Annotated in this window: 19 protein-coding genes; 6 read left to right on the plus strand and 13 right to left on the minus strand. The window is 68.0% G+C overall.

What is annotated here, in order from left to right; translation table 11 throughout:
• A partial coding sequence (locus ACSHSS_RS15080; RefSeq protein WP_445545186.1) for a hypothetical protein occupies nucleotides 1-348 on the plus strand: 348 nt, incomplete at its 5' end.
• Nucleotides 349-470: 122 nt separating this feature from the next.
• Here the strand turns inward: ACSHSS_RS15080 and ACSHSS_RS15085 are convergent.
• The 3 genes from ACSHSS_RS15085 to ACSHSS_RS15095 form a co-directional block, all read right to left on the minus strand.
• A complete protein-coding gene (locus tag ACSHSS_RS15085) occupies nucleotides 471-1781 on the minus strand; it encodes an MFS transporter (RefSeq protein ID WP_445545187.1) in 1311 nt (436 codons plus the stop codon).
• A 198-nt stretch (nucleotides 1782-1979) separates the two neighbouring features.
• Nucleotides 1980-2873, minus strand: a complete 894-nt coding sequence (locus tag ACSHSS_RS15090; RefSeq protein ID WP_445545188.1) for a DMT family transporter — start codon at nucleotides 2871-2873, stop codon at nucleotides 1980-1982.
• A 53-nt stretch (nucleotides 2874-2926) separates the two neighbouring features.
• Nucleotides 2927-3898 carry a LysR substrate-binding domain-containing protein gene (locus ACSHSS_RS15095; protein WP_048804080.1) on the minus strand — a complete coding sequence of 324 codons (972 nt, stop codon included), beginning with the start codon at nucleotides 3896-3898 and terminating at the stop codon, nucleotides 2927-2929.
• A gap of 128 nt (nucleotides 3899-4026) precedes the next feature.
• Between ACSHSS_RS15095 and ACSHSS_RS15100 the strand changes: the two genes are divergently transcribed.
• Complete coding sequence (locus ACSHSS_RS15100; protein ID WP_445545189.1) at nucleotides 4027-5046, plus strand: zinc-dependent alcohol dehydrogenase family protein; 1020 nt, start codon at nucleotides 4027-4029, stop codon at nucleotides 5044-5046.
• Between the two features lie 67 nt (nucleotides 5047-5113).
• On the opposite strand, the gene ACSHSS_RS15105 is transcribed toward ACSHSS_RS15100, so the two are convergent.
• From ACSHSS_RS15105 to ACSHSS_RS15115, 3 genes are all read right to left on the minus strand, one after another.
• Entirely contained in the window at nucleotides 5114-6304 is a 1191-nt protein-coding gene (locus tag ACSHSS_RS15105; RefSeq protein WP_048804082.1) for a porin, read from the minus strand.
• A gap of 119 nt (nucleotides 6305-6423) precedes the next feature.
• Nucleotides 6424-7206, minus strand: a complete 783-nt coding sequence (locus ACSHSS_RS15110; protein ID WP_060097504.1) for an ABC transporter substrate-binding protein — start codon at nucleotides 7204-7206, stop codon at nucleotides 6424-6426.
• Nucleotides 7207-7276: 70 nt separating this feature from the next.
• Nucleotides 7277-8446 carry a M20 aminoacylase family protein gene (locus ACSHSS_RS15115; protein ID WP_445545190.1) on the minus strand — a complete coding sequence of 390 codons (1170 nt, stop codon included), beginning with the start codon at nucleotides 8444-8446 and terminating at the stop codon, nucleotides 7277-7279.
• A gap of 143 nt (nucleotides 8447-8589) precedes the next feature.
• On the opposite strand from ACSHSS_RS15115, the gene ACSHSS_RS15120 reads away from it, so the two are divergent.
• A complete protein-coding gene (locus ACSHSS_RS15120) occupies nucleotides 8590-9543 on the plus strand; it encodes a LysR substrate-binding domain-containing protein (RefSeq protein WP_039223006.1) in 954 nt (317 codons plus the stop codon).
• A gap of 55 nt (nucleotides 9544-9598) precedes the next feature.
• Complete coding sequence (locus tag ACSHSS_RS15125; RefSeq protein ID WP_059874383.1) at nucleotides 9599-10213, plus strand: LysE family translocator; 615 nt, start codon at nucleotides 9599-9601, stop codon at nucleotides 10211-10213.
• Between the two features lie 165 nt (nucleotides 10214-10378).
• On the opposite strand, the gene ACSHSS_RS15130 is transcribed toward ACSHSS_RS15125, so the two are convergent.
• The 3 genes from ACSHSS_RS15130 to ACSHSS_RS15140 form a co-directional block, all read right to left on the minus strand.
• Nucleotides 10379-10918 (minus strand): cytochrome P460 family protein, encoded by a 540-nt coding sequence (locus ACSHSS_RS15130; protein WP_261532441.1) that lies wholly within the window; start codon nucleotides 10916-10918, stop codon nucleotides 10379-10381.
• Complete coding sequence (locus ACSHSS_RS15135; RefSeq protein WP_261532440.1) at nucleotides 10918-11961, minus strand: alpha/beta fold hydrolase; 1044 nt, start codon at nucleotides 11959-11961, stop codon at nucleotides 10918-10920. The genes ACSHSS_RS15130 and ACSHSS_RS15135 overlap by 1 nt, the downstream gene beginning before the upstream one ends.
• 271 nt (nucleotides 11962-12232) lie before the next feature.
• Nucleotides 12233-12937, minus strand: coding sequence for an SDR family oxidoreductase (locus tag ACSHSS_RS15140; RefSeq protein WP_006397786.1), 705 nt, complete (start codon nucleotides 12935-12937; stop codon nucleotides 12233-12235).
• A gap of 134 nt (nucleotides 12938-13071) precedes the next feature.
• Between ACSHSS_RS15140 and gcvA the strand changes: the two genes are divergently transcribed.
• A complete protein-coding gene (gene gcvA / locus ACSHSS_RS15145; protein ID WP_261532439.1) occupies nucleotides 13072-13965 on the plus strand; it encodes a transcriptional regulator GcvA in 894 nt (297 codons plus the stop codon).
• A 21-nt stretch (nucleotides 13966-13986) separates the two neighbouring features.
• Here gcvA and ACSHSS_RS15150 read toward each other — a convergent pair whose 3' ends face one another.
• From ACSHSS_RS15150 to acnB, 3 genes are all read right to left on the minus strand, one after another.
• On the minus strand, nucleotides 13987-14190 hold the full coding sequence (locus ACSHSS_RS15150; protein WP_261532438.1) for a hypothetical protein: 204 nt from the start codon (nucleotides 14188-14190) through the stop codon (nucleotides 13987-13989).
• Between the two features lie 10 nt (nucleotides 14191-14200).
• Nucleotides 14201-15400, minus strand: a complete 1200-nt coding sequence (locus ACSHSS_RS15155; protein ID WP_261532437.1) for an aminotransferase-like domain-containing protein — start codon at nucleotides 15398-15400, stop codon at nucleotides 14201-14203.
• A 404-nt stretch (nucleotides 15401-15804) separates the two neighbouring features.
• The gene (gene acnB, locus ACSHSS_RS15160) at nucleotides 15805-18390 is read right to left on the minus strand and encodes a bifunctional aconitate hydratase 2/2-methylisocitrate dehydratase (RefSeq protein WP_006397781.1); all 2586 of its coding nucleotides are present in this window, start codon (nucleotides 18388-18390) and stop codon (nucleotides 15805-15807) included.
• A 383-nt stretch (nucleotides 18391-18773) separates the two neighbouring features.
• Between acnB and ACSHSS_RS15165 the strand changes: the two genes are divergently transcribed.
• On the plus strand, nucleotides 18774-19571 hold the full coding sequence (locus ACSHSS_RS15165) for a DinB family protein (protein ID WP_155825607.1): 798 nt from the start codon (nucleotides 18774-18776) through the stop codon (nucleotides 19569-19571).
• 141 nt (nucleotides 19572-19712) lie between these two features.
• On the opposite strand, the gene ACSHSS_RS15170 is transcribed toward ACSHSS_RS15165, so the two are convergent.
• Entirely contained in the window at nucleotides 19713-20885 is a 1173-nt protein-coding gene (locus tag ACSHSS_RS15170; protein WP_105842289.1) for an NAD(P)/FAD-dependent oxidoreductase, read from the minus strand.
• Nucleotides 20886-21066 lie beyond the last annotated feature (181 nt).

Here is a 21066-nt window from a genome sequence, read left to right on the forward strand (position 1 = left end):
TCAGCCCGACGTTCCTACGCCGGTTACGGAGAAGCCCGTCGCACCGACCGCACCGGTCATCGCGGAAAACAAACCGCCTCAGCCCGCACGGCCGACCGCACCGATCGCCACCAAACCGGTCCCGCCGACGCTTGCGGCCTTTGCGCCGATCTTCATTCCGTCGATCACGATTCCGTCGATCACGATCGCGCCGATTCGTCCGATCGGTTTCCCGACGTTTGCGTTTTCGCCGATCGCGCCACCCGCGCTGCCGACATTCGGCATGATCCCGCGACCGACGATGTTCGCGCCGATACCGGCGTTCTCGCTCACGTTGGCATCGCGCGTCTGATCACGCGCATTCGATAGTCGGCCCACCGCCGACCACGATTCGCCGCGAACGCGCCGCGCGCGACGCATGCGCCTTATCGCACACGCGTCGCGCGCGCTCCATCACGGCGCCGCCACAAGCGGCACAGAAGCACGCCGCGCTATCCCGCCCGCCGCGCGGCCATCGGCATCGCGCGCCGACGCGACGCGATCCGCAGCCCGAGCACGCCGCCGACGAGCAGTGCGACCGCGACGAGCAGCAGCGCAAGATCGTAGGAATGCGTGACGTCCTTGATCCGTCCCATCACCGGCGGCAACGCGAGCCCCGCGATATTCGCGACGGCATTGATCAGCGCAATCGACGCCGCCGCAGTCAGCCCCGACACGTACTCGGTCGTCACGGCCCAGAACACGGGCGTCGCGGCCCAGTTGAAGCCGACCGCGAGCACGAGCAGTGCATACGCGACCGGCAGCACATGCACATAGATCGCGCCGACGAGCAGCGCGCCCGCGAGCAGCATCGGCACGCCGAGATGCAGCGCACGCTCGCCGCCGAGATCCGAATACCGGCCGTTCGCATACATCGCGACGCACGCGAACAGGAACGGCAACGCGGACAAGCTGCCCACCGCGAAACTCGACTGCCCCGACAGGCTCTTCACGAGCAGCGGCAAAAACAGCGTGAGGCCGATCGTGCCGAACGCCTGCAGCAGCCAGAACGCCGCGAGCGCCCACACGTTGCGATCGCCGAACGCACGACGCAGCGCGGCGCCATGCGACAGATGCTCGCGCGGCGCGGTATCGCGCAGCGTCGCTTCGAGCCACGCGCGCTCGTCGGCCGGCAGCCAGCGCGCATCGGCCGGCGTATCGGGCAGACGACGCAGCACGACGATGCCGAGCAGCAGCGCGGGCACGCCTTCGAGCAGGAACAGCCAGCGCCAGCCCTCGACGCCGAGCACGCCGTTCAGATTCAGCAGCGCGCCGGACAGCGGCAGCCCGATCACCGACGCGAGCGTCGCGCCGATATAGAAGAACGACATCGCGCGTGCGCGATCGCTCGCCGGATACCACGCGGAGAGGTAGTAGATGATGCCCGGCGTAAAGCCGGCCTCGGCCGCGCCGAGCAGCAGACGCATCGCGTACAACTGTCCGGGCGTATGCACGGCGCTCATCCCCGCCGCGATCACGCCCCACGTGATCATGATGCGCGCGATCCAGCGGCGCGCGCCGACCCGTGCGAGGAACAGGTTGCTCGGCACTTCGAACAGAATGTACGTCACGTAGAACAGCCCCGCGCCGAGCCCGTACATTTCCGCGCTCAGGCCGAGATCGGCATTCATCTGCAGCGCGGCGACCGAAATGTTGGAGCGGTCGATATACGCGACGAGATAGAGCAGCATCAGGAACGGAATCAGCCGCAGGTTCAGGCGACGCATCGTCGCGGCATGCAACGGCGGGGCGGCAGCGGTCATCGGCATGTCTCCTGGATCGAGTCGATTGCCGCGCGCAGGCGTTGCGCGGCGCGCGGCATCGTTGCGCCGCGTGAGCGCGACGCTTCTGTCTGTCCGATACACCGTAGCAGTCGCGCGAAAACAGCGTCAATTATCGGGAAGCCGTCTCGATATGTGAGATATCGATTGCCGCCGTGCACACGCACGCCCGCACAGCACTCAGTAGCGCATGACGAGATAGAGCCCGGCGGCTGCCAGCGCCATGCCGGGCCAGGCAAGCGCACTGATCGTCTCGCCGAGCACCGCGAGCGCGATCAGTGCGGTGGCCGGCGGAATCAGGAAGAACAGCGCCGACACGCGCGACGCTTCGCCATGCCGCACCATCGCGAGCAGCAGCGAGATCGCGATCAGCGAATTGCAGATCACGAGATACGCGAGCGAGCCGGCGAGACCGGCACTCCAGTGCACATGCATCGGTTCGAGCGCGAACGCGAGCGGCGCGCTCACCGCGAGGCCGACCGCATATTGCACGAGGTTTGCGCTGACCGGATGGACGTCGGTGCCGAAGCGCTTTTCCCATAACGTGCCGCCCGTGATGCACGCGAGCGCGAGCAGCGCGAACGCGAGCGCCCACGGCGACGCGATCGCGACCGAACCGCGCGCGAGGATCACGAGCACGGCGCCGGCCGCGCCGAGCGCGAGTCCGACCCAGCGCAGCGCGCCGACGCGCTCGCCGGCGAGTGCCGGCGCGAGCAGGCCGACGAGGATCGGCTGCTGCGACGTGACGAGCGCGACCGCACCGGCCGACATGCCGAGCTTCAGGCTCAGATACGTAAACGAGAAATAGCCGGCCTGCAGCAACAGGCCGACGACGATCAGATTCAGCCATGCGCGGCGCGTGCGCGGCAATGCGGGCCGCAGCCACAGAAACGGCCCGGCGAGCAGCGCGACCACGCATGCATAGCGCAGCGCGAGAAACGTCAGCGGATCGGCATCGCGCAAGCCGAGCTTCAGGAACACGAAGCCGCTCGACCACAGCAACAGGAACAGCGCGGGCGCCGCCCGCAGCCAGCCGGGCTTGCCACCGCGATCCGACGCGCCGATCACGCTCATGGGTTGTTCGAAACGCTCACGATGCGGCCATCATACGCGCCGGCGCAACCGCGTCAGCCGGCGGAACGCGCGCGTCGGGCGCGCGAACGCGCCGGTGTCGGCGCCGGCGGCGCAGCGTCGTCCGACGCGAGCATGCGCGGAATCTCGTCGACGAGCGCGTCGATCGCCACGCGCACCTTCGACGGCACGTGCCGCGCCTTCGGCCGCACCGCCGACACGTCGGCACCCGACACGCTGTTGCTGTCCATCACGAGCGCGAGACGGCCGTCGCGCAGGTACGGCGCCATCAGCCAGCACGGCAGCCATGCGAGGCCCGCGCCGGCCGCCGCGGCCTCCGCGATCGCCTGCAGGTCGTCGTAGCGCAGGCGCCCGGTCACGCGATGCTCGCGCACCTCGCCGTCCGCGCCGATGATCCGCCACGGCACGGGCTGGCCGCCGCGCGCATAGGGAATGCCGACGTGCGACGCGAGTGCGTCGGGCCCCGACGGCCAACCGTGCCGGTCGAGATACGCCGGCGACGCGCAGATGCCCATCCGCTGCACGCCGAGCCGCCGCGCGACCAGCGCCGTCGTATCCGCGAGCACGCCGATGCGCACCGCGATGTCGAAACCGTCGTCGATGAGGTCGGCGACGCGATCGCTGAACGACATGTCGACCTCGAGCCGCGGATGACGCTCGACGAGCCGCCGCATCACGGGCGCCACGCATTGCCTGCCGAACAGCACCGGCACGCTGATGCGCAGCCGCCCGGACGGCTCGCGACGGCCCGCGTCGAGCGCGGCTTCCGTGTCGCCGAGTTCGGCCAGCAGCCGCCGGCATTGCTCGTAGTACAGATGTCCTTCGTCGGTCAGGTTGAGCTGCCGCGTCGTGCGCTGCAACAGTCGCACGCCGAGCCGGCGTTCGAGCCGCGCGACGACCTTCGCCACCGCCGAGCGCGTGACGCCGATGCGCAACGCCGCCGCGGCGAAGCTGCCCGATTCCACGACCTCGACGAATTCGGCGACACCCCTCAACCGCTCGTCCATGCAATGTCACTCCGTTGTGATGCGCGCATTTGTTTCCACATTGGCGACAGTCAGTGTCCCGATTCTCGTCAATGCGTCCCATCAAGCAACACTATGATAGTCCGCACAGTCACGAACAAGGAGTCGACATGCAAGCATGGCAACAGACACCGGGCGACGGCCTCGCTGGGCTTCGCCGCATCGATGCGACGCACCGGCCGGTCGGACCGACCGACGTCGTCGTGAAGATCCACTCGGTATCGCTGAACTATCGCGACCTGATGTTCGCGCGCGGCGACTACGTCGGCATCGGCGACGCACCGTTGATTCCGGTCGCGGACGGCGCCGGCGAAGTGGTCGAAATCGGCCGCGACGTCACGCGCTTCAAGCCCGGCGATCGCGTGATCAACACGTATTTCCCGCGCTGGATCGACGGGCCGCCCACGCCGCCGAAAGTCGCCGGCTCGCCCGGCGCGCAGTTCGACGGCGTGCTTGCCGAGCGCTTCGTCACGGACGAAGCCGCACTGGTCGCGATCCCTGCGCATCTCGATTACGACGAGGCATCGACGCTGTCGTGCGCCGGCGTCACCGCATGGAATGCGCTGTTCGCCGACGGCAGCCTGACGCCCGGTTCGACCGTCGTGCTGCTCGGCACCGGCGGCGTATCGATCGTCGCGCTGCAACTCGCGCACGCGGCGGGGCTGCGCACGATCATCACGTCGTCGAGCGACGCGAAGCTCGAGCGCGCCCGCGCGCTCGGCGCCGACGAGACGATCAACTATCGCGCGACGCCCGACTGGCAGCACGAAGTGCTGCGGCTCACCGACGGCGCGGGCGCCGATCTGGTCGTCGAAGTCGGCGGCAAGGACACCTTGCCGCGCTCGGTCGCGGCGACCAAGCTGGGCGGCGTCGTGTCGGTGATCGGCGGCGTCAGCGGCTTCGGCGGGCCCGAGCTCGGACTGCTGTCGCTGATCGGCGGCATCCGCCGGCTGCACGGCATCATGGTGGGCAGCCGCTCGATGCTCGACGAGGTCGTGCAGTTGTTCGACAGAAAGCAGCTCCGCCCGATCGTCGATCGCGTGTTCGCCTTCGACGAGGCGCCGGCCGCCTATGCGCATCTGCAGTCGGGACAGCACTTCGGCAAGATCGTGATCCGCGTCGCGCACTAACGCGATAAACGGAACGGGGCGGACGACTCGCGCCGCCCGCCCCGTGCTCGACTGCCGCGTGCGCTCGTCAGAACTTGTGTCGAATCCCCGCGTGCACCATGACCTGCTTCGACGTCGACGACAAATCGGCCGCGCCCGGGATATAGGCTTGATCGAGCGACGAGCCGGTCGCGTCGCCGGCCACGCGCTGGTATGCGCCCATCACGTAGACGTCGGTGCGTTTCGACAGGTTGTAATCCGCCATCAAGCCGACCGAATGGATCTTCGGCTTTGCACTGCCCGTCGTCGCGTCGTAGCGCACCGTCGTGTACACGTATTGCGCGCCGACGAAGAACGCGGGCGTGAACTGGTACTTGCCGTTGACTTCGAAGTTCTGATACTTGATCGACGTGACGGTCCCGCCCGCGAGCGGCCCCGTCACCGGCTGGATCGTCTCGTCGCCGAACAGGTAGCCGACGTTCGCGCTCGGCCGCGTGACGTTGCTGTTCGTGTAGGCGAACCCGACCGTCGCCGGGCCGGCCGTGTAGTTGATGCCCGCGCCGAAGATCCGCAGCCGCGTGGACGCGAAGTTCGCATCGGCGCCGACCGAACCGGAACCCGCGATCGCGCCGCCCGAGCTCGCGCCGGGGTCGTTCGCGTTGAGGAACGCCGCGCCGATCAGCAGCCCGCCCTGCTCGTACTGCGCGCCGACGCTCCACTGCCGGTTCCGCGCAAAGCCCGTATCGTTGCTGAAGCTGTACGTACCGCCGAACGAGAAGCCCGCGAACTCGGGGCTCGCGTATTTCACGGTGTTGTTCACGCGGAACGTGTTGCCGGTGTTGTCGTTGTCGAGCGGATGCGAGAACGGATACACGCCCCAGCTCCCGTTCGCGGTCGTCGGCGCGAGATAGTCGACGAGCGAATCGTACTGGCGGCCGAGCGTCACGGTGCCGAAGCGCGTGCTGCCGAGCCCGACGTATGCCTGCCGGCCGAACATCCGGCCGCCCTGCGCGAGCGTGCCGCTGTTCACGTTGAAGCCGTTCTCGATCTGGAACAGCGCGCGGTAGCCGCCGCCGAGGTCTTCGCTGCCCTTCAGCCCCCACCGGCTGCCCTGCGCGAAGCCGCTTGCCATTTGCCATGCGGCATGACCGCCGACGTTGTTCGTATAGTCGATCCCCGCATCGACGAGGCCGTACAGCGTCACGCTGCTCTGTGCGAACGCGAAGGCGGGGGCGGCGCACAGCGCCGGAATCGCGACGAAAGCCGATCTCCAGTTCATCTTTTTTCCTTATGGGTGTGGTTGTGCCGCACGCGATGCGAGCGCGCGCGATGCGAGGCGTCGCGTCGTCTGCGGCGTGGCGGTGCGCCGCGCGTCGTGGCCGCGCGGCACCCGTTCGTTTACTTCGCGCCGTAGATGTCGAAGTCGAAATACTTGCGGTTGATCCGCTGATACGTGCCGTTCGCGAGAATCGTCGCGAGCGCGCGGTTGAACGCTTCGCGCAGGTCGGTGTCCTGCTTGCGCAGCCCGAGCCCGTCGCCTTGGCCGAAGTACTTCGTGTCCTCGATCGGTGCGCCGACGAACGCGAAGTCCTTGCCCTGCGGCTTTTTCAGGAAGCCGTCGCTGGCCGCGATCGACGCCTGAAACGCGGCATCGAGGCGCCCGGTCACGAGATCGGCATACACCTGATCCTGGTTCTGGTACGACACGATCTGCGCGCCGGCCGGCTGCCAGTTCGCGATCGCGTAGTCGGCCTGCGCCGAGCCCTGTTCGACGCCGACGCGCTTGCCCTTCAGCGCTGCGGCCGTCGGCAGCAGCGGCGAACCCTTGCGCGCGATCAGCCGCGCAGGCGCGTTCGAGATCCGGTTCGTGAACGCGATCTGCTGCATCCGCTTCGGCGTGATCGTCATCGACGAGGCGATCACGTCGAACTTGCGTGCGAGCAGCCCCGGAATCATCCCGTCGAAGCTCGACTCGACCCACACGCATCGTGCATGCAGCTCCGCGCACAGCGCATTCGTGATGTCGACGCCGAAGCCGGTCAACGTGCCGTCCGGCAGCTTGTACTCGAGCGGCGGATAGGTCGGATCGACCGCGAGCCGAATCTCCTTGCCCGTCCAGTCGCCTGCATGCGCGGCGCCCGCCGCCAGCGCCGCCACGAGCGCCATCGTCCACTTCTTCATTGCCAGTCTCCTTGTATGAACCGAAATCGTGCGGCCGCATCGGCGACCCGGCTGCCGCGCGTGCGCGACGTCACGCGAGATAGCGCTCGGCGAGCGCGATCCAGTAGCTCGCGCCGATCGCGAGACTTGCGTCGTTGAAGTCGTAGCCGGAGTTGTGCAGCGCGCAGCCGGCCGCGCCTTCGCCGTTGCCGATCGACAGGTAGGCGCCGCGGCACGCGTTCAGCATGAACGCGAAGTCCTCGCTCGCCGCGATCGGTCGCAGATGCGGAATCAAGGCGCCGTCGCCGCCCCATTCGCGCGCGACCTCGCGCGCGAACGCGGTCTCCTCCGCGTGATTGACGAGCACCGGATAGCCGTGCCGGTAATCGATCTGGGCCGTCGCGCCGTAGCTCGCGGCCTGTCCGTGCACGATCTCGTGGATGCGCCGCTCCAGCAGCGCGCGCACGTCCGGCGACAGCGCGCGCACGCTCAACTCGAGCTCGGCGTGCGACGGAATCACGTTCGATGCGGTGCCTGCATGGATCGATCCGGCCGTGACGATCGCCAGCTCCTGCGGATTCACGTTGCGCGACACGACCGTCTGCAGCGCCATCACGATCGACGCGCAGACGACGACCGGATCGACCGTCGTATGCGGCGCCGCGCCGTGGCCGCCGCGGCCGGTCACGCGCACGCGCACTTCGTCGGCGGACGCCATCGCGGCGCCGTCGCAGAAGCCGAGCACGCCGGTCGGCAGGCCCGGCACGTTATGCATCGCGAAGATCGCATCGCACGGAAACTGCTCGAACAGCCCGTCGTCGATCATCCGCTTCGCGCCACCGAGCCCTTCCTCGGCCGGTTGAAAGATCAGGTTCAGCGTGCCGGTGAAACGCGCGCGCTGCGCCAGACACCGCGCGGCGGCCAGCAGCATCGCCGTATGGCCGTCGTGACCGCACGCGTGCATCACGCCGTCGTGCCGGCTCGCATGCGGCAGCCCGGTCGTCTCGACGATCGGCAGCGCGTCCATGTCCGCGCGCAGGCCGAGCCGCTTCCCGTCGCCGCGCACGAGCGTGCCGACCACGCCCGTGCCGCCGAGCCCGCGCGTCACGCGATAACCCCACGTTGTCAGGCACGTCGCGACGAGGTCGCTCGTCGCATGCTCTTCGAAGCCGAGCTCCGGATGTGCGTGCAGCCGGCGGCGCAGCGCGATCATCTCCGCCTCGATCGCCGCCATTTCCGGTGGAATGCGTGCTGGATTCACCCTGGATACTCCTCGATGCCGTGTCGTTGCCGATCGCCGGAATGGCAGATCGTGGCGCGATCGTATGCAGCGAAAATCCCGGCGAACAGCCGCGGTTTCGTTATGATGACAACCTTTCGTTGTCGGGTATCGGGTGTCGGACCATGAAACTGCATCAGTTGCAGGCGCTCGTCGCGAGCGCCGAGGCCGGCAGCATCCGCGGCGCGGCGCGCACGCTCGGCTTGTCGCAGGCCGCGGTCACGCGCGCGCTGCGCGAGCTGGAGGCCGCCGAGCGGCTGCCGCTGCTCGTGCGCGCGCCGGAAGGGATCGGCTTCACCGAGTACGGCAAGGCGCTCCTCACGCACGCGAAACTCGTGCTGAAACAGCTCGAGCAGGCGCACGACGATCTCGCGCGGATGCGCGGCCGCGTCGACGGGCGGCTGAGCATCGGCGTGACGCCGTGGCTCACGCTGACGTTTCTCGCGGAGACGGTGCTGCGTTTTCGCGAGCGGATGCCGGACGTGCGTCTCGAACTCTACGAAGCGCTGATGGCCGTCGCACAGCCGCTGCTGCGCGACGGCAGCATGGATTTCGCACTCGGCCACGTCCATCCCGGCAGCGGCGCGCAGGAATTCGCATTCGAACCGATGCTGCGCTACGAGACGGCGGTGATGGTGCGCGCCGGGCATCCGCGCGAGCGCGCGCGCTCGATCCACGATCTGCTCGACGACGACTGGGTGCTCAATTCGACCGCCGACGGTCAGACGGCGCTCGTCGACTATCTGTTCACGCGGCACGGCGCGCGCATCGACGAGCGGCGCATCGTGCGCGCGCAGTCGGTGTCGATGCTGCAGACGATGCTCGAGCAGGCCGACATGTGCACGTGGTGCCCGACGATCCTCGCCGCGGTGCCGTCGTTCGGCGAACGGATGCGCGCGCTGTCGCTGAAGGAGACCTTCGAGCCGCGCGAGCTCGGCGTCGTCACGCGCCGCAGCAGTACGCTCAGCGAGGCCGCGCGCTGCTTCATCGACTGCCTGCTGCACGTGATCCGGCGGCATGCGCGGTCGGCGCGCAAGGAAGACCTCGCGCTGTTCAAGACCGTGTCGCTGCTGATCTGACGCGCCACCGAACGGTTAAGATGGAAGCCTTTCCCGCGTCCGCCGAGGAGTTCCGATGCCTGCCCATCTCCACCTGTTGCTGCCGCTCGCCGGCGTGCTGCTGCTGAGCGTCGTCAGCCCCGGACCGAACTTCGTGATCGTCACGTCGACGGCGGTCGCATCGCGCCGCGCGGGCGTGATGACGAGCGTCGGCCTCGCGGCCGCGTCCGGCACGTGGGCGGCAATCGCGATCGCGGGGCTGAGCCTGCTCGTCACGCATGTCGCGTGGGTGCATACCGCGCTGCGGATCGCGGGCGCAACCTATCTGCTGTGGCTCGGCGCGAAGATGATCGCGACCGCGCGGCGCCCGCTCGCCCTGTCGACCGAGTCCGGCCGCTCGGGCTGGCGCGCCGCGCGCAACGGCTACGTGGTCAGCATGACGAATCCGAAGGCCGTCGCGTTCTACGGGAGCGTGTTTGCGCTGATGGTGCCCGCGCACGCGCCGGCGTGGTTCGCACCGGCCGTCGTCGGCATCTCGATTGCGATCTCGGGCGCGTGGTACGGCGCGATGGCGCTGCTCGCGTCGCATCCGACGGTGCGCGGGCTGCTGATCCGGCGCAAGGCCGTGCTCGATACGACGGCCGGCGTGCTGCTGATGGGGCTCGGGGGGAAGATGCTGGCGGGGCGGTGACGTGCGGCGCACCACGGCGCGGCGCGCGTTCCGCGACGGTGCGCGCCGCGCGATGCGGCGGCAGCTCGCGAGCGGCTCGCTCGCGGCGCGCCGTCGCAACGCAATGAAAACAACGTGCCGCGCGCAGCACGCGCCGTCACACGAGACTGCTCACATCGAATCGCGTCAGGGCGCGAGCCGCGTGAACACGTAATCGTGATGCTTCACGCGTGCCTGATGGCACGCAAAGCACGTCTGGTGCTGGCCGATGTCGGCCGGCACGCCGTTGACGAAGCGTCCGAAACCCCAGCCGCCCGTCGATGCATAGCGGCGCGAATCCTTCACCATCACCTGCACGGTCGTCGCCTGGCCGGGCACCGTCGCGGGCGCGAACTCGTCGGACTGCTTGCGTTTGTAGGCGAGTTTCACGAGGATCGTGCTGTCCGGAAACGGTAGCGTCGCTTGTTCGAGCGCACGGATTGCAACCGGGTTGCCGAGCACGACGCGCAACTCGTCGAGCGGCGCCGCTTCCTCGGCCGGCGCGACCATTTCCCATTTGCGATAGCCGGGCGGAATCGTCACGCCGTAGATCGGCGACGCGGCCGGTTTCGACGGGACGGCCTGCTCCGCGCACGCCACCGACGCGCTCGCGGCCCACGCGGCCGCGATCAGCATCCGCGCGACGATCGCGCGGATGCGCCGCGACGTGCCTGCTGCCGTGCGCATCACAGGCGCTCCACGTGCAGGATTGCATCGGCGAACGCCTGCGGCGCTTCCTGCGGCAGGTTGTGGCCGATGCCGCCGGTGATCGTCCGATGCTGATACTTGGCGGTGAACTTCTTCGCATAGGCGGCCGGCGCGGGATGCGGTGCGCCGTTCGCGTCGCCTTCCATCGTGATCGTCGGCACGGCAATCGCGGGCGCTGCCGCGAGCCGCCGCTCGATCTCGTCGTATTGCGCCTCGCCGTTCGCGAGGCCGAGCCGCCAGCGATAGTTGTGAATCACGACGGCCACATGATCGGGATTCCGGAACGATGCGGCGCTGCGCGCGAACGTGTCGTCGGAGAAGGCCCACTTCGGCGAGGCGAGCTGCCAGATCAGCTTGTTGAACGCATCGCAGTTCGCCGCGTAGCCCTGCGCGCCGCGCTCGGTCGCGAAGTAGAACTGATACCACCACTGCAGTTCGGCCTGCGGCGGCAAGGGCTTGCGGTTCGCTTCCTGACTGCCGATCAGGTAGCCGCTCACCGAGACGAGCGCCTTCACGCGCTGCGGCCACAGCGCAGCGATGATGTCGGCCGTGCGCGCGCCCCAGTCGTAGCCGCCGAACACCGCACGGTCGATCTTCAGCGCGTCCATCAGCGCGACGATGTCGACGGCCGTCACCGCCTGCTGACCGTTGCGCATCGTGTCGGCCGAACGGAACGTCGTCGACCCGTAACCGCGCAGATACGGCACGATCACGCGATACCCGGCGGCCGCGAGCAGCGGCGCGACTTCCGCGTAGCTGTGGATGTCGTACGGCCAGCCGTGCAGCAGGAACACGACGGGGCCGTTTGCGGGGCCGACGTCCGCATAGCCGACATTCAGCAAACCGGCGTCGATCTGACGGATCGGGCCGAACGCGGCGCCCCCCGTTGCACGCGGCTGCGCCGGTGCCTCGGGTGCGCCCTGCGCATGCGCGAAGTCGCCGAATCCAAGGTCGGCCAGGCTCAGGCTCGCGAGCGCCGTGCCGAGGATCAGGCGGCGGCGGGTGTTCACGGTGTCGGACATCACTCGTTCTCCAGGGTCGATCGGTCGGGAAAGGGTCGGCGGCGTCCTGAGAACGCGTCGACTGCGTCGTTCGCCGCCGCGTCGCCGCGGGACCGCGGCAGGCGTGCACGACGCTTCACCGGTTTTATATCCGAACGATCCGGACGGTTTGTATCTCACCGTATCCGGCTTTGCGCACGACACACGGCGATTCAAAAATCGCGGTGAAACGACGCTTTCCGGAGCATCGGCGCGACGCCGGCTCGCGCATGAGCCGGCGCGGCCGCTGCGCTCAGAGCGCCTTCACGATCGCGCCGTCGACGCGAATGTTCTGGCCGGTGATGTAGCCGGCGCCGTCGGACAGCAGGAACGCGACCGTCTTCGCGATCTCGGCCGTCTTGCCGAAGCGGCCGGCAGGAATCCGCGCGACGATCTCCGGCGTTTCCGGCCAGCTGTCGATGAAGCCGGGCAGCACGGCATTCATGCGGATGTTGTCGGCGGCGTAGCGCTCCGCATAGAGACGCGTCCACGCGCTCAGCGCCGCGCGCAATGCCGACGACACCGGCATCGGCTGCTCCGGCGCATCGGCGGCGAAGCTCGAGATATTGACGACCGCGCCGCCGCCCTGCTTCTGGAACACCGGCGTCACGCGGCGCATGACGCGCACGACGTTCAGCAGGATCAGGTCGAGCCCCGCATGCCAGTTGTCGTCGGTGATCGACAGCAGATCGCCCTTCGGCGGATGGCCCGTGTTGTTCACGACCGCGTCGATCCGGCCGTAGCGCGCGAGCGTGTCCTGCACGAGCCGGTCGATATCGGCTTCCTCGGTGACCGACCCGCGGATCCCGAAGCCGCCGAGTTCGTCGCCGAGCGCGACCGCGCTGCCGGACGGCGACATCAGCGCGACGCGATAGCCGCCCGCCGCCAGTTCGCGCGCGATCGCCGCGCCCATGCCCTTGCCCGCCGCCGTGATCAGCGCCACTTTTTCTACAGTCACGATATGCTCCTCGTCACGATGCTGTCGCCGCGCAGCCGCCCGCCGGCGCGCCTCGGTGGTAATGTAGGCGCATCGCGCAGCGCTGTCGAACCAGTATTTCTGTGCACCGCCAATAGATTTTCTACAGTTATCCGATGCCGCCTCGCATGTCCCGCCTGCCGCCGCTCAATGCGCTTCGCGCGTTCGAAGTGGCCGCGCGCCATCTGAATTTCCGCGCAGCGGCCGACGAGATCGGCGTCACGCAGGGCGCGGTTGCGCAGCAAGTGCGCCATCTGGAGGACGTGCTGGGGCTGAAACTGTTCGAGCGCCTGCCGCGCGGGCTCGCGCTCACGCACGACGGCGCCGCTTATTTCTCGGACGTGCAGCGCGCGCTGCATGCGATTGTCGACGCGACCGACCGGCTCGTGAAGCGCCGCGCGACGCTGACGATCAGCACGACGCCGTCGTTCGCGTCGAAGTGGCTGATCCCGCGGCTCGCGCAGTTCACCGACGCGCATCCGGATATCGACGTACGCGTGATCGCCGATCAGCAGCTCGCGACGTTCCGTCACGACGGCGTCGATCTCGCGATCCGTTATGGAAAGCCACCCTTCGGCAAGCACCTCGCCGCGCACGCGCTGTTTCCGCTCGACGTCTGCGCGGTATGCAGCCCCGCGCTGCTCGCCGCGCCTGCGTCGCCGCGCGCGCTGGCCGGCCACGTGCTGCTGCACGATGCGCACGACTTGTGGCCCGCGTTCATCGCGGCGCTGCCCGAGCCCGTCGACGTCGATCCGCACAAAGGGCTGCGCTTCAACCAGACGTCGCTCGCGATCGATGCGGCCATCGCCGGACAAGGCATCGCGCTCGCGACCGATCCGCTCGTCGAACGCGACATCGCGGCCGGACGCCTGTGCAAGCCGTTCGATTTCGCGTTTCCGCTGTCGGTCGGGTTCTATCTCGTGTACCCGGCCGAGCGGCGCGACGACGACGCAATCGCGGTGATGCGCGACTGGATGATCGACGCGGCCGCATCGGACCCGCGCGACTGAACGCGCGGCCGCGCCGTCGTGTCAGTTGTAGCCGAGCACGGCCGGCGCAGCGTCGCCCGCGTCGGCCGCGTCGGCTGATTCGGCTGATTCGGCGCCGAAACGGCCGAGCACGTCGGCGACGTATTGCGGGCCCGCGCTGATCTGCGACGAGCGATGCTCGGCAGGGCGCATGCCGGACGCATGGCGCATGCTGGCGGTGGCGGTATCGTCGACGATGATGTTCATGCTGTTCTCCTCAAGCGGCCAGCGCCGCGCGATAGGCGCGCGCGAGACGCGCGACACCTTCCCGGATCGCCTCGACGTCCGGCGCGGCGAACGACAGGCGCAGCGATGCGTCGTCCGGGTTGTCCGCGAAGAACGCGTTGCCCGGCACGAACACGACCTTGTTCGCGATCGCCTGCTGCAGCAGCGCCGCCGACGATACCGCACCGAGCCGCGCCCAGACGAACATCCCGCCTTCGGGCCGGTGGAATTCGATCGCGTCGCCGAAACCGTCGCGCAGCGCATCGCACATCGCGTCGCACTTGCGCCGATATGCGGCGGCGATGCGCGGCAGATGACGTTCGAGCGCGCCGTCCGCGAGATACTCGGCGGCGCTCGCCTGCGTCCACGGCGTGCTGCAGAGGTCGACCGTCTGCTTCGCGATCACGCAGCGCCGCGCGATTTCGGGCGGCGCAATCGTCCAGCCGACACGCAGCCCCGGCGCGACGATCTTCGACAGGCTCGCGAAATGCACGATCCAGTCGCGCGCGCCGTCGACTTCGGCGGCGAGCGCGAGCATCGACGGCACCGCTTCGCCGGCAAAACGCAGGTCGCCGTACGGGTCGTCTTCGACGATCAGGAACCGGTACTGCACGGCGAGGCGCAGCAGCTTCAGGCGACGCTCGCGCGTGAGCGTCGCGCCCGTCGGATTCGCGAAGGTCGGCACCGTATAGAGCAGCTTCGGCTGCGCGATCGTGCCGTCGGCGAGCCGCGCCGCGAGCCGGTCGACTTCGACGCCTGCACCGTCGACCGGAATCGTGACGATATGCGCCTGCTGCAGACGCATGGCCTGCAGCGTCGCCGGATAGGCCGGCTGTTCGGTCAGCACGACGTCGCCCGGCGACACCAGCACGCGCAGCAGCAGGTCGAGCCCCTGCTGCGAGCCGGTCGTGACGAGCAATTCGGCCGGCGTGCAGGCGACACCGCGCCGCGCCATCAGTGCGATCAGCTGCTGCTTGAGTTCGGCGAGCCCGTCGGTCGGCCCGTACTGCAGGCAGCGCACCGGCTGCGCATACGCACGTGCGGCGGCCGCGGCGAGGCCGTCCGTATCGAACAGGTCGCTGGCCGGATAGCCGCCCGCGAAGGAGATCATCCCCGGCTCGGCGAGATACTTGAACAGCTCGCGAATCGGCGAGCCGGCGGGATGCTGAAACGAGGGAGTGAACGCGTACATGTCGTCGTGGGCTCAATGGCGGCGAACGGCCGGGATGGCCGCCGCGGGCCGGCCGGCGCGGCGCGCGCCGCGGACGGCGAATTCGAGCCACGATTGTCGACAGTCATTAAGGCCGCCGCAAACGATATCTATGCACTAGGTCTTGCGCTTTGGTCATCACGTCGCGGTGGCGCTGTGGCGCTGCGTTCGGAAACGCGGTGCGGCCGCGGGCGCTGCCGTCGATCGTCGAAGCGCTTCGCGATCCGCGTCGGTGGATCTGCGCTGCCGCGCGCCTTCCGCGCCCCGCGCGGCGACACGGCATTCCGTCGACGCCTCGCAAAAAAGAAGGCGCCGCCCGGTTTCCCTGGCGGCGCCCTGTCGCGGACGCTGCGGCGAACCTGCATCGCCGCAGCCCGACTGCGTGCTTAGACCTGCACGGTGTCGGCGACTTCCTTGAAGTCTTCGATCTGGTCGAAGTTCATGTACTTGTAGATCTTGTCGCCGTTCGCGTTGATCACGCCGATGTCGGCCATGTACTCCTCCTTCGTCGGGATCCGGCCGAGTCGCGAGCAGATCGCCGCCAGTTCCGCCGAGCCGAGATACACGTTCGTGTTCTTGCCGAGACGGTTCGGGAAGTTGCGAGTCGACGTCGACATGACCGTCGCGCCTTCGCGCACCTGCGCCTGGTTGCCCATGCAGAGCGAGCAGCCCGGCATTTCGGTGCGCGCGCCGGCCGTGCCGAACACGCCGTAGTGACCTTCCTCGGTCAGCTGCTTCTGGTCCATCTTGGTCGGCGGTGCGACCCACAGCTTGACCGGAATGTCGCGCTTGCCTTCGAGCAGCTTCGATGCCGCACGGAAGTGGCCGATGTTGGTCATGCACGAACCGATGAACACTTCGTCGATCTTCGCGCCGGCGACGTCGGACAGCGTCTTCACGTCGTCCGGATCGTTCGGGCAGGCGACGATCGGCTCGTGGATGTCCGCGAGGTCGATCTCGATCACGGCGGCGTATTCGGCGTCCGCGTCCGGCTCGAGCAGCTTCGGATCGGCGAGCCACTGCTCCATCGCCGCGATCCGGCGCTGCAGGCTGCGCGCATCCTGATAGCCCTGCGCGATCATCCACTTCAGCAGCGTGATGTTGCTGTTCAGGTACTCGATGATCGGTTCCTTGTTCAGACGCACCGTGCAACCGGCCGCCGAACGCTCGGCCGACGCATCCGACAGTTCGAACGCCTGTTCGACCTTCAGGTCCGGCAGGCCTTCGATCTCGAGAATGCGGCCCGAGAAGATGTTCTTCTTGCCCTGCTTCGCGACCGTCAGCATGCCCTGCTTGATCGCATACAGCGGAATCGCGTTGACCAGATCGCGCAGCGTCACGCCCGGCTGCATCTTGCCCTTGAAGCGGACCAGCACCGATTCCGGCATGTCGAGCGGCATCGTGCCGGTGGCCGCCGCGAACGCGACGAGGCCCGAACCTGCCGGGAAGCTGATGCCGATCGGGAAGCGCGTGTGCGAGTCGCCGCCGGTGCCGACGGTGTCGGGCAGCAGCATGCGGTTCAGCCACGAGTGGATCACGCCGTCGCCCGGGCGCAGCGAGATGCCGCCGCGCGTGCTGATGAAGTTCGGCAGCGTCTGGTGCGTCTTCACGTCGACCGGCTTCGGATAGGCGGCCGTGTGGCAGAACGACTGCATCACGAGATCGGCCGAGAAGCCGAGGCACGCGAGATCCTTCAGCTCGTCGCGCGTCATCGGGCCCGTCGTGTCCTGCGAGCCGACCGAGGTCATCTTCGGTTCGCAGTACGTGCCCGGACGCACGCCCTTGCCTTCCGGCAGACCGCATGCGCGGCCGACCATCTTCTGCGCGAGCGTGAAGCCCTTGCCGCTGTCGGCCGGCTGATGCGGCAGACGGAACAGCGTCGACGGCGGCAGACCGAGCGCTTCGCGCGCCTTCGCCGTGAGGCCGCGGCCGATGATCAGCGGAATGCGGCCGCCTGCGCGCACTTCATCGAACAGCACGTCGGACTTGACCTGGAATTCGGCGATCACTTCGCCGTTCTTCAGCGCCTTGCCTTCGTACGGACGCAGCTCGATGACGTCGCCCATTTCCATCTTCGACACGTCGAGCTCGATCGGCAGCGCGCCGGCGTCTTCCATCGTGTTGTAGAAGATCGGCGCGATCTTGCCGCCGAGGCACACGCCGCCGAAGCGCTTGTTCGGCACGTACGGAATGTCCTGGCCGGTGAACCACAGCACCGAGTTGGTGGCCGACTTGCGCGACGAACCCGTGCCGACCACGTCGCCGACGTACGCGACGAGATGGCCCTTTTCCTTCAGCGATTCGATGAATTTGACCGGGCCGCGCTTGCCGTCTTCTTCCGGCGTGATGCCGGGACGCGCGTTCTTCAGCATCGCGAGCGCGTGCAGCGGGATGTCCGGGCGCGTGGTGGCGTCCGGCGCCGGCGACAGATCGTCGGTGTTGGTTTCGCCCGGCACCTTGAACACGGTGACCGTGAGGCTTTCCGGCACTTCCGGACGGCTCGTGAACCATTCGGCGTCGGCCCAGCTCTGCATCACGGCCTTCGCGTTCGCGTTGCCCTTGTCGGCGAGTTCCTTCACGTCGTGGAACTGGTCGAACATCAGCAGCGTTTTCTTCAGGGCATCGGCGGCGACCGCGCCGACTTCGGCGTCGGACAGCAGCTCGATCAGCGGCTGAATGTTGTAGCCGCCGAGCATCGTGCCGAGCAGTTCGGTCGCACGCGCACGCGAGATCAGCGGGCAAGCGGTCTCGCCCTTCGCGACGGCCGCGAGGAAGCCGGCCTTCACGCGCGCCGCTTCGTCGACGCCTGCCGGCACGCGATGGGTGATCAGATCGAGCAGCGTCTGCTCTTCGCCGGCCGGCGGGTTCGTCAGCAGTTCCACCAGTTCGGCGGTTTGCTGGGCCGTCAGCGGCAGGGGGGGAATACCGAGCGCGGCGCGGGCGGCCACGTGAGCACGAAAGTTTTCAAGCATGGGGGGACCTGCTGATGTTGCGTTTCAGGGGAAGGCTTTTCAGGCGCTCCGAGGCTGTTCCGGGCACTGCATCGACGCCGATTCTAATCGCAATGATGGGGAGCGTCAAATGTCTTATGTCTTATATAAGAGTTGAAAGCCGTCGGAAACGGCGTCGGGCGCAATGGGTCGTTGCGGGGGTTGGCGGAATGGGGGCGGAGCGGGTGGCGGCGCCTGTATTGCGATACGTGAATCGTCCTTTCGCGCAGGCGGCGCCTCTCCGGCGGACAACCGGCGGCCTGTCGCGAACGCCGCAGCGGTCCGATGCGAACCGCTCGCGCGGTTGACGGCTTCAGAACTTTAACGTATCGTTTTGAAACGTTACGTTTCGATACCTTACCGCCATGCACTCACGCTTCGACCGCTTTCGGGCGACCCCCGTCGGCACGCAACTGGAGGCACTGATCGACTCGCCGACGCGTTATATCGAGTTCGCGGCGCTGTCCCGCGCCGGCGTCGCGGCCATCGCCGCGATCGCCGACGAGGTCGCGCAGAAATTTCCCGAAATCGAAGCGGATACGACGGCGCGGCAGTTCTGCGGCGCGATGGTCGCCGACGTGATGCGGCGTCACGGTCATGAACTGGTCCAGGCACGCGGTCGGATCGGCGGGCCGCTATTCACGTACGGCGCGGTGTTCAGCCCGCGGCCGATCGCGTTGTCGTTCGACAAGGTGGTCGAGGCACTCGCGCGCATGCCGGACACGCTGGCCGAATGCGTCGCGCGGTTCCCGGCCGCGCAATGGACGACGCGACCGGACGGCACCGGCTTCGCTCTTGTCGAGCACGTGTGCCATCTGCGCGATCTGGACGTCGTGTTCGCGCGAAGAATCGACGCGGTCCGAACGACCGCGTTACCGGTTCTCGAGTCGGTGGACGGCACGGCGCTCGCGGAACGGCTCAACTATCTCGAACAGGATCTGCGCGACGCGCAGGCGGCATTCGCGCGCTCGCGCAAGCGGCTTTGCGCCGCACTGAGCAAGCTCCCGCCCGACGAACTCGCGCGCTGCGGGCTGCGCGACGGCGTGCGCCGCATGACCCTCGACGAGCTCGTGCGCGAACTGCTCGATCACGATCGCACGCACTGTCTCGAGCTCGACGAGCTGGCGTCCGAGCTCGGCTGTGCGCCGGCGGCCGTCGAATAGCGGAACGACAGCGGCGAACGTCGCCCACCGCCTCCCCGCGCCCCACTCCCCGCGCACCCACAGAAAAAAAGCCCGACACAGTCGGGCCAATGGGTAGAAGCAAGGAGAATCCCGCCCGCCACACCGGGCGTTCCCGCCGCGCTACACGACGTTCTTTTCGACGATCGGCCGGTTTTCGAGCACGCGCGACCAGCCGAGCGGCGACAGGTCGAGCGTCGCATAGCGGCCGCCGAGAATCAGTTCGCTGACGCCGCGGCCGGTCGCCGGCCCCTGCTGCAGGCCGTGGCCGCTGTAGCCGTTCGCGAACACGACGTTGTCCAGATCCGGGTGATAGCCGATGATCGCGTTGTGATCGAAGACGTTGTATTCGTAATAGCCGGACCAGCAGTTCTCGACGCGCAACGCCTCGAACTCGGGCACGCGATGCGCCAGCGTCGGCCAGATCACATCGTCGAACAGCGCGTGATCGACCTCGTCGAGCGGCAGATCGTCCGGATCGTTGTCCGCGCTCGGCGACGTGCCGCAGATATACGTGCGCCCTTCCGGCCGGAAATACACGCCGGTCGGATCGATCAGCAGCGGGCAGTCGGCAAGCTTCGCCGGCGACGATACGTTGAAGATGCTGCGGCGCCGCGCGTACACTGGGATGTCGATCCCCATCATCGCGGACAGCGCACGCGTCCACGCGCCGGCCGCATTGACCAGCGTGTCGCACGCGTAGCGCTCGCCGTCCTTCGTGACGACGTGCGTGATCCTGCGGCCGTCACGCACGACGTCCGTCACGTCGGACGCGACATAGCGCGCGCCGAGCGCCTGCGCCTTCTTGCGCAGCGCCTGGACGAGCCCGTAGCCGTCGAACCAGCCTTCGCCGCTGGCGCCGTACGAGCCCGACACGAGATCGTCGACGTTCAGCCAGGGGAATTTCGCGCGCAACGCGTCGCGGTCCATCAGCCGGATATCGGCGCCGAGGCGCGTCTGCAGCGCATGGTTCTCGCGCAGCGTCGCATCGCCGGCCGGCGTCGCGAGAAACAGGTAGCCGCCTTCGTGCAGGTCGATCGACGGCCGGTTGCCGTCCACTTCGAGCCGCTCGCCGAGCGTGCGCAGAAACTCGATCCCGAACAGCGACATCTCGATCGACAGCGGCGTCGAAAACTGCTGACGGATCGAGGCGGCCGACAGCGCCGACGACGACTTCGCGTACGACGGATCGCGCTCGATGACGGTCACGGCGACCGTCGGATCGGTGGCGCGCAGAAAGTAGGCGATCGAGCTGCCGATCACGCCACCGCCGACGATGACGATTTGAGAACTCACGACTGACTCCGGTTTGACGTAAAAGGCGCGGCCGGCCGGCCGCGCCCGAAAGAGGTTGAGCTCGCGGCCGCGCCCGGTCGCCGACGGTATTTCAGCATGTCCGTCGGCGCGGCGAAAGCGGCGCGCGCGGCGCGCTTGTATGTTTAAGCCTGACCAGTACGGTAAAGTCTGAACGTAGCCA

Source organism: Burkholderia sp. BC1, assembly GCF_052683555.1.